Source organism: Ottowia sp. VDI28 (assembly GCF_049532675.1).
In the GTDB taxonomy this organism is placed as follows: Bacteria; Pseudomonadota; Gammaproteobacteria; order Burkholderiales; family Burkholderiaceae_C; genus Ottowia.
Genome location: NZ_CP149820.1, coordinates 2,818,978 through 2,832,392, shown reverse-complemented (window position 1 = coordinate 2,832,392; position 13,415 = coordinate 2,818,978). Strand labels below are relative to the sequence as shown.

Sequence of the window (13,415 nt, the reverse complement as noted above, 5' to 3'; positions counted from 1 at the left end):
TCTTTCCATACGTTGCGAGTCTAGGGTATTCATCGTGTCAATCCAGGCCACAAGCCGACATGATACGTGCCGAAAGACACTCTTTTTTTCATCGTAGCACCCACAACAATAGGGATCTTTTGCGCAGCTTGCGCGTCTTCGCATACATTCGCCGCATGACCAAATCCAGCAGCGCCACGCCCTCAAAGGCCCCTTCAAAGCCCCGGCGCCTCACGTTCAAACCGGTGGTGGGCCCCCGGCCGGCCGACGAGATTCAAGCCCAGGTGCGGGCCCTCATAGCCTCGCATCGCCTGAAAACGGGTGACCGATTGCCCACAGAACGTGAATTGGCGGAACAATTCAACGTCAGCCGAAACTCGGTCCGTCAGGCCATCCGGTCGCTGGCAGACAGCGGCCTGCTCGAAGTCAAGAAAGGCGCCACCGGCGGCGCCTTCATCCGTGACGGCGGTGCCGCCGCAGTGCGAGCCAGCTTCGTCGACATGTATTCCCTTGGCAGCATCCAACCGGCCCACCTGATCGAAACCCGCTTGCTGATCGGCGTTGAAGTCGTTCGTCTGGCCTGTGAGCGCGGAACGAACGACGACTTTGATGTGCTTGAGCGCAACATGGAAGCGGCGGAAGAAGCCGCGAAAGCGGGTGACACCACACGCCGCACCACCATCAACCTGGAGTTCTACCGGATCCTTGCCCGCATGACCCAGAATCCGCTGCTGGAAATCGTGACCGATGCAGTGATGGCCATCACCCTTCGCTTCGTTGAAGACTTTATGCCTGTGTCCAACACCACCGTGATGCCTTTCCGCCGCAAGCTGCTGGCGGACCTGCGGGCTCGCCACGTCGAAGCCGCGGCGGAACGCATGAGCGAACACCTGTTGAAGCTGCAGAAGATTTACCTGGCGGAAGTCGCGACGCGCAAGCGTGCAACCACCAACCAGGCCACAACCCGCGACTGAACACCCGGTACCCCGCGCTCTTTTTTCAGGTACTTCCCGACCTGCTCCTTTTAAACCGCGATTGACCCTCGCGGTTTTTTATTGCATACTTAAATGGGTCACCCAAATGAAATAAAGCGCAATCAATTGAAAAGGAGCAACGCGTGCCAACCATCGATCTTTCCGGAAAAGTAGCCATCGTCACAGGGTCGGGGGAGGCATAGGACGAGCCATTGCCGTTGCCATGGCACGTGCCGGTGCGGCAGTAGTGATCAACGATGTGGGAACCTCTCTTGCTGGCTCAGGCCTTTCATCTACACCAGCCGCAGAAACAAAAGCCCTGATCGAAGCCGAAGGAGGCCGCGCGGCCATCAGCACCGACAGCGTGGCCGAGTGGGACAGCGCCCAGAAGATCATCCAGACTGCGCTTGACAGCTTCGGCCGGATCGACATCGTGGTCAACAACGCCGGCATTCTGCGCGATTCAATTTTTCACAAGATGGATCCGCAAGACTGGCGCGCCGTAATTGATGTGCACCTGCACGGCACCTTCAACGTCAGCCGAGCTGCAGCCGAGCATTTCCGGAAGCAGGAGAGCGGCTCCTACATTCACATGACCAGCGGCGCCGGCCTCATCGGCATGGTGGGACAAGCCAGTTATTCGGCCGCTAAACTGGGCATCACCGCGCTATCCAAGGTGATCGCGCTGGACATGTCTCGTTATAACGTCCGCTCCAACTGCATCGCCCCCATCGCGTGGAGCAGGATGACCAACTCGATTCCGGAAGACACTCCCGAGAAACGAGCCTTGGTGGAAAAGCTCAAGAAAATGACGCCAGAAAAGAACGCCCCGCTGGCCGTCTATCTGGCCTCTGATGCCGCACGCCACGTCAACGCGCAAATCTTCGCGATACGCCTGAATGAGATCTACCTGATGGGCCAACCGCGCATGCTGCGCAGCATCCACCGCTCAGAGGGGTGGACACCGGAAACGATCGCGGAGCATGCGATGCCCGCTCTGGAGTCGAGCTTCATGTCGCTTCAAAGCAGCGCACAGCATTACTCCTGGGATCCGGTCTGATGCAAGGCAGCAGCACAGCCCGGGCGATGCGCCCGCTGCACGAAGCTTCCGCGCTCCGCCCTCTCCTCGATCCGCAAAGCGTGGTCATCGTTGGCGCCTCCGCCCGGCCAGGCTCTTTCGGATACCAAACGTTGCAGAACCTGGAGCGAGGAAAGGTGCCCACCCTGCTGGTGCACCCCAAGGGAGAGCCAATCAATGGCCACCCCACCTACCGCAGTATCGAGGAACTGCCCTCGGTTCCCGACTGCGCGGTGATCGCTGTTTCCCGTGATGCAGTGCTTGACGTCGCCCGGCAATGCGCCGCCAAAGGCATTCGGGGCGCAGTGGTCTTTGCATCGGGCTTCGCGGAAACCGGCCGCGAGCAGGATATTGCCTTGCAGCAAGCGCTCTTCGAGTTGGCTCAGCGCACAGGCATGCGCATTCTTGGGCCCAACACCATGGGCTTCATCTCCGATCAAGGACGCAAGCGGCTCACGTTCTTTGGCGAATCCCCAGATCTGGGAGAAGTACGTCATGCTCGCATCGGCCTGGTCAGCCAGTCCGGCGGGTTGGGCTTTGCCTTGGGCCAGGCAGCCGTACATGGTTATGCGTTCTCGCATGTACTCACCACGGGCAATGCTTGCGACGTGGATGTGGCAGACCAGGTGGCGTACCTGGCCGAGCAACCCGATTGCGACGTCATTGCCTGCGTGCTTGAAGGTATGGCCGACCCTCGACGGCTCATGGAAGCGGGTGACCGTGCGCTGCGGGCAGGAAAGCCCGTAGTCGTGTTCAAGCTTGCCACCGGCGAGGAAGGCCGCATCGCGGCGCAATCTCACACAGGCAGCCTGGCGGGATCCGCGGAGGTCTACCGCGCGGCGTTCGCGCGGCACGGCTTCATCGAGGTAAAAAGCTTCGAAGCCATTCTGGAAACATGCGCTTTCCTGTCCAAGGCTGGGACCTCCTCCTCCACGGGCGTGGCGGGCTTGGCTACCTCCGGTGGAGCCGCCATCATGATCGCGGACAAGGGGGAGCAATTCGGCGTCCGCCTGCCTCAGCCGAATGAAGAGACTGCACGGGAACTGCGCTCGCACATCCCGGAATTTGGCTCGGCCCGCAACCCCTGCGACGTCACCGCCCAGATCCTTGCCAACCCGCAATCGCTGCCAGCGTGCGCACGCGCGCTGCTGAGGGAGCCTGATTTCAGCACCCTCATCATGCCTCACATGACCGCGACCGAGTATGGTCTTGCGCGCTTGACGTCCTTGGGCGAAGTGGGCCGCGAAACCGGCAAGGTCGTGTGTTGCGTCTGGCTGTCTCAATGGTTGGATGGCCCAGGAGCCAGAGAAGTCGAGCAGCACGATCATCTCGCGCTGTTCCGATCCATGGATCGTTGCATGGAGACGATTAAGGCCTGGCATGAGTTCCATCGCCTGCGCACGGCCAAAGCCGCCTCGGAGAAAAGCCCAAACCGGGCTGTAGCCATGGCGGATGTCGCAGAACTGCTGAAGGCTGGAACCCGCGTCACCCTCTCCGAATCGGAATCCAAGCGGATTCTGCAGGCCTGCGGCGTTCCGGTAGCACCTGGCTTCAACGCGACGGACAAGCAAGCCGCAGTCAACGCCGCCCGGCAATTGGGACACCCAGTCGTCCTGAAAATCGATTCGCCGGATATTCCTCACAAGACGGAAGCGGGCGCGGTACGCCTTAACTTGCGGACAGATGAGGATGTCGCCACAGCTTTCGATCAGATTCAGGAGCGATCCCGAAGCTATGCGCCGGACGCCCGCATTCTGGGTGTTTCTGTGCAACCCATGGCTGACAAGGACTTCGAATTGTTCGTTGGTGCACGGCAAGACCCTCTGTTTGGACCTGTCGTCGTGGTGGGTCTTGGTGGTATTTTTGTCGAGGTACTGCAAGATACCGTGGTCGATCTGGCACCTGTCACACCCTTGCAAGCGCGAGACATGCTCTTCCGCCTGCGCGGCCACAGGCTTCTCACCGGCTTCAGAGGCGCCGCGGCGGCCGATCTCGACGAACTCACCACGCTGATCAGCCGTGTCAGCCATCTTGCCGCCGCGCACGCCGACCGGATCGAAGAGATCGACGTCAATCCTTTGGCCATTTCCAACGGACGGGCCTTGGCTCTGGACGCATTGATCGTTTTGCAAGCGGAGAGCGCCAACTGACCCACCTCGTCAGCCAATCGGCAGCCTGGCCACGCAGCCGATTGGCGTGCCTTTCACAACAACAGGAGACATCTCGTGAGAATCAATCGAAGCCGTCGCCGCATTCTCTGCACGTTCATGGCGGGCGCTGCTGCCTCGGGGCTGGCCATGCCTGCCGCCGCACAAACTCAGCCCTACCCCAACAAGCCCATCACGATGGTGGTGCCCTACCCGCCCGGGGGAGCTAGCGATGCGTTGGCCAGGCTATTGGGAGACCGCTTGAGAGACACGCTGGGGCAACCCGTGGTTGTGGTCAACCGCCCCGGCGCCGGCAGCCTGATTGGCACGCAGTCGGTGATCCGCGCTCCGAAAGACGGCTATACGCTCCTCTTCACCGGCTCCGCCTTGACCATTCAAGCCGCGGTGAACAAGAAGTTCGACGTCAACATCGAGCGTGACCTCACGCCTATCAGCGAAATGGTGCGCAGCACCTTCCTGATTGCGACGCAGGCACGCGAACCTTTCAAGACCATACCGGAGATGGTGAAGTTCGCGCGCGAGCGGCCAAAGGATCTTTCATTCGGAACCAACGGAGCCGGTACGACATCGTTCATGATCTTCGAATACATCAAATCGCTCACCAACATCGAGTTGCTGCACGTACCCTACAAAGGCAGCGCCGAAGCGGTGGGTGCCCTGATGGCCGGGAACATCCAGTTGGTGGCGGACCCGGTCTACACGCTGTACAAGCAGGTGGAGGTCGGCACCCTGCGGGGCTTGGCCGTGACGGGCAACAAGCGCTCTGCCTTGCTCCCGAACGTCCCGACAGTGGAAGAAGCGGGCTTCGCCGGCTTCGACATCACGGCCTGGATCGGCCTGCTCGCACCCGCGGGAACACCCAAGCCCATCGTGGAACGGCTGGGCAGCGCCACTGCCGCCATCATGCAGGATCCTGAAGTGATCCAGCGGGCATCAGCGCTCGGTTTCGATCCCAGCGGCACGAAGCCCGATGAATTCAATCGCAAGTTGCGCCAGGAGCAAGCGACCTGGACCAAGCTCGCGCGCGAGCGCAACCTGCAGCTCGACTAGGCGCGAGGGCCAAGAGATGATTCAAACTTCTGATACCGATTTCCATCCCCGCGATCCCGCCGATCGTATCTGGACGGAAACCACCTATGTCGCCTTCAACGTACCGGAGGCCGCACTGCATGGCACCCTGTACGTTCTGGCCCGGCCCAACCTGGGTGTCGCCATGTCCTCCGTCGTGATCGCGCGCGGCGTCCGTCGGCGTCCTCATGAGGTGGACTTCTGCGACCCGCAGATCCATCTGCCCTGCCCTGCGTCCTATTCGGATTTCTCGCTTGTCAACGGACTCTCGGTCAAGGCTCATTCGCTCACGGACTGGCGCTTCAAGTATGCGCACAAGCTCGGGGCCTGCAGCTTTGATCTGGCGCTTCGCGGACTCCATCATCCGTTCGATCCCACGGACCCTCGGGAGAACCCCGCCGCCGCGGAGAAAGCCCTGCATGCAGACCCCCGCGTAGGAGACGCCTGGTCGCACGGCCACTTCGATCTGAAGGGCCAGATCACCGGCACCCTCACGCTGCGCGGCCAGCAGTATGAGGTCAACTGTTTCGAAGGCATGGACCGCAGTTGGGGCCCGCGCAACGAAACACCCGATCGTGCCACCGCCTACATATCGGTCAACTGCGGTGAAGCGATGTCCATGTGGCTGACCACCACACTGGACGTGTCTCCCGACGGCCACGTGCGGTATGAGAAAGTCAATTCCGGCTTCATCGTGGAGCACGGCGAGGTCACGCCGGTGGTGGAGGCCACCGTGGAGGTCACCACGGTAGATATGCTGGCCATCAGCGATCACATCGTGGCCATTGATGCCAAAGGCCGTCGGCACGAATTTTTCGGCTCGGCCATCGGAACCAGGCCCATGGGATCGATCAACCCATCGATCGCCGCCTTCGTCTCGCTGATGCGCTACCAGTATGCAGGCCGCACCGGCCATGGAGGCCACGGCAAGCTCTTCGGACTGAACTACCTCGCGCAACGTCTCGCGCGCACTGACGCATGAACATCATGGATTTGCGTGACCAGCCCACCGAGGCTTTCATCGACGGCATTCGCGAGCGGTTTCCGACCGATCAGGAAACCGATCAACTGCTGACCCGGAAAATGCACAAGCGTGCCGGTCCACCGTACCAGCAGGTTTCCCTGGGCGAAATGCTGGTTTGGCTGAACGCCATGCTGGCGGAATGCATCGAGGGCCCCTTCCAGGTCCATGACCCGCGCTGGCTGACCGGCGGCGCCTCGAAAGTACAGATCGCTTTCGAACTCAGCTGGAACGCGCCAGACCGCGGCCCTCAGCGCGACCGGCTGGTCGTCCGCATGGACCCTTCCGAAGCCTCGAACACCACCAGCCGCGTCCGTGAGGTGGAACTGCTGGCCGCGTTCCAGGGCAAGCTGCCCGTGCCTAAGGTGTTTTGGCTCGATCGTGATGCGCGCTGGTTTCCGGAGCCAGCCATCATCTACAGCTTCCTGCAAGGCGTCGCCAAACCGAGAAGCACCGGCGCGGGCCAGGTCGTGGGCCTGGGTACCAACTTCGGACCGCGCTTGCGCGAACAACTGGCCCCCCAGTTCCTCCAGCATCTGGCCACCATCCATACGGCCGACGTCAGCGGCATGCAGTTCACCACCATGGATATTCCGTCCACCGGTACTATGGATTGCGCGCGCCTGCAGCTGAACCGGGCCCGCCGAGTCTGGGAAGAAGACCGCGGCGAAGACTATCCCCTGATGGATCTGGCGGCCAACTGGCTGGAACGCGAACTCCCCGCACTTGATCGCGTGAGCGTGGTGCACGGTGACTATCGCAGCGGCAACTTCCTGTTCGATGAGGCCGAAGGACGCATCACGGCATGGCTGGATTGGGAACGAGGCCATCTGGGCGACCGCCACCGGGACCTCGCCTGGATGACACAACGCGAAAAAGGCCATTTGGCGGAAGACGGAAAAACCTACCTGGTCTGCGGTCTGATTCCTCTGGAAGTGTTCTACGACCGCTATCAGGAAGCCTCCGGGCTCTCGGTCGATTTCAAGCGCTTGCAGTGGTACAGGGTGTTGAACTGCTTTCAGGTCGTCACCACCACCATGGCGACGATGTACCGCGTGGCCAAGCTGGGTAAATCGCACCAGGACATTCTGCTGGCGCGCCTGAAGGCGATCGCGCCCGTGGGATCCCACGAACTCGCCGAACTTCTCGAGGAGGTGCTCTGATGGACCATACCGATGTGGGCCTTCGGGCCGCCATGCGGGCGTTGACCGATGTCGTCGCACCCGTGGTCGGGGCCGAGCACGCTCAGGCCCGCGATCAACTGCGCTTGACTGTCGATTACTTGGCCTTTGTGGTGGAAAGACTGCCCTACCTTCACCAGCGCGAGCGCTTCGAGCTCTCGCACCATCTGGCGATGGCCCATGATCTGCATGCCGATCTGGGCGCGAATCCGTCTCGGCAACTCAAGGCGGCCATCGATGCCGGCGAAACTGTGCTGAAACTGGGCGATCCCGGCACCTCCACGGTGCGGCAAGCCACGGCTGCCCTTTCGGCGGCGGTCAGCGCGGTGCTGCGCGATTCAACCCGCCTGGAAGAATCCGTCCGAAGCAAGATCGAGCACCACGTCCTGCATGCCAGCAAGAAGCGCATCGCCTTTGAGCGCTCTTGGTATCAGCCATTGGGACTGGATCCAGACCCGCATGAAGTACGGCCGCTGGCTGAGTTTCTGCCGGCATCCCACTGACCACAAAACTTCAGGAGACAAACATGATGTTCGGAAAAATGGCAGGCATTGCCTTGTCGCTCAGCCTGACCGCCCCTCTTCTCGCCAGCGCCCAAACGTCTGCTTCCAAGGAGTTGCTTCTGGTCGTCCCTCATGCGGCGGGAACCGGTGTAGATGCGGTCGGACGCAGTTTCGGGCCAGGTCTGCAGAAGACGCTTGAAGTCAACGCCGTAGTGGAAAACCGCGTGGGTGCCAATGGCGCCATTGGTTCCGTCAGCGTGGCACGTGCCAAGCCTGACGGCGCGACGATACTGCTCAATGCCAATCCGCCCTTCGTCACCTTTCCGTTCACCCAAAGCACGCCGCTCTACGATGCCGTCAAGGACTTCAAGCCCATTGCAAGGGTAGGAACCGTCCCCATGGTACTGGTGATCTCGGCGCAGAGTGATCTCAAGACCTTCGATCAGTTCATCGCCTACGCCAAAAGCAACCCTGCCAAGGCCAACTATGCCTCTCCTGGTACCGGATCCGCCGGATACCTGGCCATGGAGCGGCTGCAATCGCTGAAGGGGCTGAAGATGGAAGAGGTGCTGTATAAATCCACGCCGCAGTCACTGACGGATGTCGCCGCCGGTCACATGCTTTCGGCCTTCGCGTCGCTGCCGGCCGTCAGCGGCCTGGTGGAAGGCGGCAAGCTGCGCGCCTTAGCCGTGGGTTCGACCTCCCGCGTCGACTCTCTGCCGAACGTGCCCACCCTTGCGGAACTGACCGGCGACAAAACATTCGACGCCAGCGTCTGGTATGGGTTCCTCGCTCCAGCAGCCACACCTCCCGCAACGATCAATCGTCTTTTCGAGGGTATCTCCGCAGCCTTCAAACTGGACTCCGTACAAACCTCCCTGCGCAACCAAGGCATCATTCCCAGCCTTCAGGCGCCATCGGAGTTCCAGCATTCGATGGCTGCGGACTATGAATTCGCACGGAAGGCCATCAAGGTCAGCAATTAGGAGTGGGGGCGCCGAGCCGCCCACGCTCCGGACCTCGCAAGGCAGAAATGCCCAGCCGCGATCCGTTCATACCCAATGCGGCGGGCGCTTTTCAAGGAACGATCGGGCGCCCTCCAGCCGCTCACCTGATGCTCTCCATGCTTTTACGGAAGGCAACTCCTCCTGGGCATGAAGCAGGGCCTCAGTGTCGGCGCCATTGATCGACAGGGACGCGATGTTCTTCGTGGCTTCAACCGCTTGCGGCGCGCCCTCCAGCACCCGGCTAGCCAAGGCCCGTGCAACAGCCAACACGTCACCACCATCTGGCACCAATTCATTGACAAGACCCAGCCTATGCGCCTCGTCCGCAGGCATTCGTCGGCCAGTCAGCGCCATGTACAAAGCAGTTTTCGGCGGTAGTTGACGCGGCAAGCGAATGAGCCCACCGCCTCTGGCGACCTGGCCGACGCGCACTTCCGGCAGGCTGAACCAGGCATGCGCAGCGGCTACCACCAGATCGCACGCCAGCACGAGTTCAAAGCCTCCGCCGACTGCTGCGCCATTGACTGCTGCGATCACTGGCTTGTGCATACCGGTACGGGCTGTCAGGCCTCCGAAACCGCTGCTCGGCAGCACGACTGCACGCCCCTCCGCGTGGTTCTTCAAATCTGCGCCAGCGCAGAACGAACGATCACCTGCACCAGTGAGAATGGCCACGCGCTGAACTGGATCTGCGGCAAAAGCATCGAATACCCGCGCCAACTCGGCACTGCCTTCTGGCGGTAAGGCATTCATGGCATGCGGGCGGTCTATCGTGACCACAAGCAATGCCCCATGAATGTCGACCTTACAGTGTTTCAAGAATCCCTCTGAACTCTCCACATGCCGCCCACGTATTGACGATCAAAACCAGCGGCCCTTGAAATCAGAGCCGCACTGACGCTGTTCCGTCTTTGATGGCCAGCAATTGACGTTCCAGCACACGTACCTGGAACGCGAGTGAGCCTGGCCCTCGGCGCCAGATCTCTACGCTCAATGTCTCTCCCGGATAGACAGGAGCGGTAAAACGGCCTTGCAATGACTCAAGCTGCGTCGGCTCGTAGTCCAACGCGGTGGCAAGGAGGGCGCGTACGCATCCGCCGAAAGTAGCCAGTCCATGCAGGATGGGGCGCTCGAATCCCACGGCGCGCGCTCGTTCCGGATCAATGTGCAAGGGATTCATGTCGCCCTGCAAACGATAGAGCGCGGCCTGCTCGGGTAGCGTCTTCCATGTGAAGACATGATCCGCCGGGCCATCGGCCTTCCAAGCCTCGCGCACAGGCGCTGCCTCTCCACCAAACCCGCCATCACCACGGCACAGCGCGGACATCCGAGTAGTTGCCAGCAACACGCCGCTGGATTTCTCGTGCAGTTCGCGATCCAGCTCCAGCAAAGCCCCTTTGGATGCGCCCAGATCCCATACTTCCGCAATCCGCGTCTTGCAGACAATGGTCCCCGACGGAGGCAATGCACCATGGACATGAAGGGCCTGCGCCGCATGCACTACTTTGCTGTAATCGACTCCTATATCCATGCTGGACAAGGAACGGAAGCACAATGTGAGCGCCAGTGACGGTGAGACCCTCATGCGCTTCTCGTAGACGAAATCCAGCTCTCGAGGATCGGGTGACGCTGAACTGAAACCAACGCTCAAGGCATGGAATAAGGCGTCGCGTTGATCGTAGTGCTGCTCGACGTCAGGCAGCACAAGCGATCGCAGCCGATCTGGATCGATCGTCACGCGGATGCCTCCTCTTGAAAAGATTCGCCAAGGCACCCGAAACACCACCGGTCAGGGCATTCAATACCAGCATACGCCGGTAGTAGTGGCCGACCGCCAGCTCTTCCGTCATGCCCATGCCGCCATGCAACTGAATGGCTTGCTGAAGCACCCAGGTCACCGCCTCAGAGGCCACCAACTGAGCCTGGGCCGAACGACGGCTGGCTTCGCCTGGATCTTTCGCCTGAACAGCCTCCGCGGCCAGCTCCACCGCGCTACGGGCTTGTTCCAGGGCAATGTACATCTCGGCCACGCGGTGCCTCAGCGCTTGATAGTCACCCAGCGCCTGGCCAAACTGTTTGCGCGTCCGAAGGTACTGCACCGTCATCTCCAATGCAGCCTCCGCAGCCCCCAATGCCTCTGCGCATCGTCCCGCGATGGACAACAGACGAATCAAGCGCGACGCCGTTGCCTGCGACGCGATCTCCGGAGAACCCAGGTATTCCCCTTGAGCGCCGTCGAACGCCAGCTCCGCGGTCCAACTGCCATCGACGAGACGATGGGCACGCTGGCGCACTTCGGCCTGCTTCGCCGGCACCAGGAACCAGCCCACTTTGCCATCTGATGCCGTCGCAGGCACCAGCAACTGATCAACAGAGCCTGCATGGAATACGCTGCTCCGCGTCCCCTTGAGACGCCACACAGCATTCTCCTGCCCGGCCGTGACCACCTGCCCAGCCCCATCCAAAGCCGTTCCCGTATCCAATGCAAGGGCAATGGACAAGTTTCCCTCTACCAGCGCGGGCAAAAGCTCGCGCTGCTGCCCAGGCGTGCCGGCCAGCAGAACAGCCTGTGCGGCCAACATGGAATCGAACCAGGGGGACACGACCAAAGCGCGCCCAAGTTCGCGCTGCACGCGCTGCAGATCCGCCACGCCACCACCGAAGCCCCCATGAATCTCAGGCAGCATCAATCCATTCAGACCCAACCCAGACAGCAGCGCCGAAACTGCAGGGGATTGCCCAGGTCCGTTTGCCAACTCCAGCTTGCGCCCGCTTGCAAATGCATACTGTTCCTGTAGCGCCTTGCGCAGCGCCTCGGCGAGCGATGCGCTGTCTTCACGAGAAAGTTCCGTCATGGTGTGGTGTCGAAGACATGCTTCGCCAGAATATTCTTTTGGACTTCGTTGGCACCGCCATAAATGGATGCCGCGCGCGAATAGAGGTGAGAAACGCCGAGAGGTTCGCGGGGATCCTCATCAAAGCCGGCCTCGCCGGGCAGCCGCAAGCCAGTCGTACCCGCCACATCGGTCAGAAGATCCATGGTTCGCTGAAACAATTCGGTGCCCTTGACCTTCAGGACAGAAGCACCCGCGACCCGCTCAGCCGGCGCAGACTGTTCGCCCAAAAGACGGTACTGCGTCCGATCCAGCGCCTCCAGTTCAGCCTCGAGCCGCAAGGAGCGCGATCGGAACTCCGGGTCATCGGACAACGGCCCGCCGTTTCTGGTCGTACGGGAAGCCAGTTCCCGCGCATAAGCCAGCCGCTCGCGGGTGCGCGCTACCCCTGCAATGCTGGCTCGTTCATTGCCCAGCAGAAACCTGGCGTAATCCCATCCCCGGTTCTCTTCACCCACCAGGTTGGCGGCCGGAACCCTCACGTTGTCGAAGAAAACCTCGTTGAGACTGTGGCGCCCATCGATCGAAATGATCGGCCGGACGGTCACGCCGGGAGACTTCATATCGATAAGCAGAAGGGAGATGCCCTGTTGCTTCTTGGCATCAGGGTTGGTGCGCACCAGGCAGAAGATCCAGTCGGCATAGTGAGCCGAAGTGGTCCAAATCTTCTGTCCGTTGACAACGTACTCATCGCCTTCGCGCACCGCTGCTGTACGCAGCGAAGCAAGATCGGAACCCGAGCCGGGCTCGGAGAAGCCCTGGCAGAACAGCACCTCGGCCGAAAGCAGCTTGGGCAACCACAGCTCGCGCTGCACCTGCGATCCAAACTTGATCAGCACCGGCCCCAGCATGGTGATGTTGAAGACATGCGGTGCGGGCGCCGGAGCGGCAGAGCACTCCTCCAGGAAGACCAGCTGTTCGAAATCGCTCCAGCCTGCGCCACCGAACTCCCTCGGCCAATTGGGTGCCCCCCAACCCCTCCCGGACAGCTTTCGCTGCCAGGACACGAGATCGTCCCGTTTGGGAAACTCCCCACGGCGCAAACGCGCACGAAACTCCTGATCCAGCTCGGTGTCCAGGAATGTGCGGATTTCCTGGCGCAGAACCTGCAATGCTTCGCTCTCTACCCTCATGATGCCACCGGAGTGAACATGGCAATCATCGTGCCGTTGGCAGATGGTTTGCATACCAGGCGCACGGGCATGCCGATTTCAAGGGCATCCAGATCACAATCGACCAGGTTGGTCATCATGCGAGGACCTTCATCCAACTGAACATAAGCCAGCGCGAAAGGAGTGGGCGTCCCGAGACGCAGCACGCTGAAGGTATAGATGGTCCCCTTGCCGCTGGCCTCAACCCAACGCGTGCGCTCACTGAAGCAGTGCGGACAAATAGCCCGTGGATAGAAGTGAAAGCGCTCGCAAGCGTCGCAGTATTTCAGCATCAGCACGCCTTTGCCCGTGCCGTCGAAATAGGCCTGATTCTCGGGCGTGATCGCTGGCGAAGGAAGCTCCCGATCCTGTGCAATAGTAGTCATTTCTC

Annotated in this window: 12 protein-coding genes and 1 pseudogene; 8 read left to right on the top strand and 5 right to left on the bottom strand. The window is 61.1% G+C overall.

Annotated features, from left to right (window positions below; all coding sequences use genetic code 11):
* The first annotated feature begins 155 nt into the window (after positions 1-155).
* From WJU18_RS13500 to WJU18_RS13465, 8 genes and pseudogenes are all read left to right on the top strand, one after another.
* Positions 156-953 (top strand): FadR/GntR family transcriptional regulator, encoded by a 798-nt coding sequence (locus tag WJU18_RS13500; protein WP_423460550.1) that lies wholly within the window; start codon positions 156-158, stop codon positions 951-953.
* Positions 954-1,096: 143 nt separating this feature from the next.
* Positions 1,097-2,013, top strand: a pseudogene (locus WJU18_RS13495) (SDR family NAD(P)-dependent oxidoreductase).
* Entirely contained in the window at positions 2,013-4,181 is a 2,169-nt protein-coding gene (locus WJU18_RS13490) for an acetate--CoA ligase family protein (protein WP_423460549.1), read from the top strand. The pseudogene WJU18_RS13495 and the gene WJU18_RS13490 overlap by 1 nt, the downstream one beginning before the upstream one ends.
* A 75-nt stretch (positions 4,182-4,256) precedes the next feature.
* Positions 4,257-5,249, top strand: coding sequence for a Bug family tripartite tricarboxylate transporter substrate binding protein (locus WJU18_RS13485; RefSeq protein ID WP_423460548.1), 993 nt, complete (start codon positions 4,257-4,259; stop codon positions 5,247-5,249).
* Between the two features lie 16 nt (positions 5,250-5,265).
* A complete protein-coding gene (locus WJU18_RS13480; RefSeq protein WP_423460547.1) occupies positions 5,266-6,249 on the top strand; it encodes a DUF7064 domain-containing protein in 984 nt (327 codons plus the stop codon).
* Complete coding sequence (locus WJU18_RS13475; protein ID WP_423460546.1) at positions 6,246-7,451, top strand: phosphotransferase family protein; 1,206 nt, start codon at positions 6,246-6,248, stop codon at positions 7,449-7,451. The genes WJU18_RS13480 and WJU18_RS13475 overlap by 4 nt, the downstream gene beginning before the upstream one ends.
* Positions 7,451-7,972 (top strand): hypothetical protein, encoded by a 522-nt coding sequence (locus WJU18_RS13470; RefSeq protein WP_423460545.1) that lies wholly within the window; start codon positions 7,451-7,453, stop codon positions 7,970-7,972. Before WJU18_RS13475 ends, WJU18_RS13470 begins: the two co-directional genes overlap by 1 nt.
* Positions 7,973-7,995: 23 nt before the next feature.
* Positions 7,996-8,958 carry a Bug family tripartite tricarboxylate transporter substrate binding protein gene (locus WJU18_RS13465; RefSeq protein ID WP_423460544.1) on the top strand — a complete coding sequence of 321 codons (963 nt, stop codon included), beginning with the start codon at positions 7,996-7,998 and terminating at the stop codon, positions 8,956-8,958.
* Positions 8,959-9,024: 66 nt separating this feature from the next.
* Here the strand turns inward: WJU18_RS13465 and WJU18_RS13460 are convergent, their stop codons facing one another.
* From WJU18_RS13460 to WJU18_RS13440, 5 genes are all read right to left on the bottom strand, one after another.
* Positions 9,025-9,798, bottom strand: coding sequence for an enoyl-CoA hydratase-related protein (locus tag WJU18_RS13460; protein WP_423460543.1), 774 nt, complete (start codon positions 9,796-9,798; stop codon positions 9,025-9,027).
* Between the two features lie 64 nt (positions 9,799-9,862).
* Positions 9,863-10,717, bottom strand: a complete 855-nt coding sequence (locus tag WJU18_RS13455) for a MaoC/PaaZ C-terminal domain-containing protein (protein ID WP_423460542.1) — start codon at positions 10,715-10,717, stop codon at positions 9,863-9,865.
* Positions 10,674-11,834 carry an acyl-CoA dehydrogenase family protein gene (locus WJU18_RS13450; protein WP_423460541.1) on the bottom strand — a complete coding sequence of 387 codons (1,161 nt, stop codon included), beginning with the start codon at positions 11,832-11,834 and terminating at the stop codon, positions 10,674-10,676. The genes WJU18_RS13455 and WJU18_RS13450 overlap by 44 nt, the downstream gene beginning before the upstream one ends.
* Entirely contained in the window at positions 11,831-13,006 is a 1,176-nt protein-coding gene (locus tag WJU18_RS13445) for an acyl-CoA dehydrogenase family protein (protein ID WP_423460540.1), read from the bottom strand. Before WJU18_RS13445 ends, WJU18_RS13450 begins: the two co-directional genes overlap by 4 nt.
* Positions 13,003-13,410 carry a Zn-ribbon domain-containing OB-fold protein gene (locus tag WJU18_RS13440; RefSeq protein ID WP_423460539.1) on the bottom strand — a complete coding sequence of 136 codons (408 nt, stop codon included), beginning with the start codon at positions 13,408-13,410 and terminating at the stop codon, positions 13,003-13,005. The genes WJU18_RS13445 and WJU18_RS13440 overlap by 4 nt, the downstream gene beginning before the upstream one ends.
* Between the last annotated feature and the right edge of the window lie 5 nt (positions 13,411-13,415).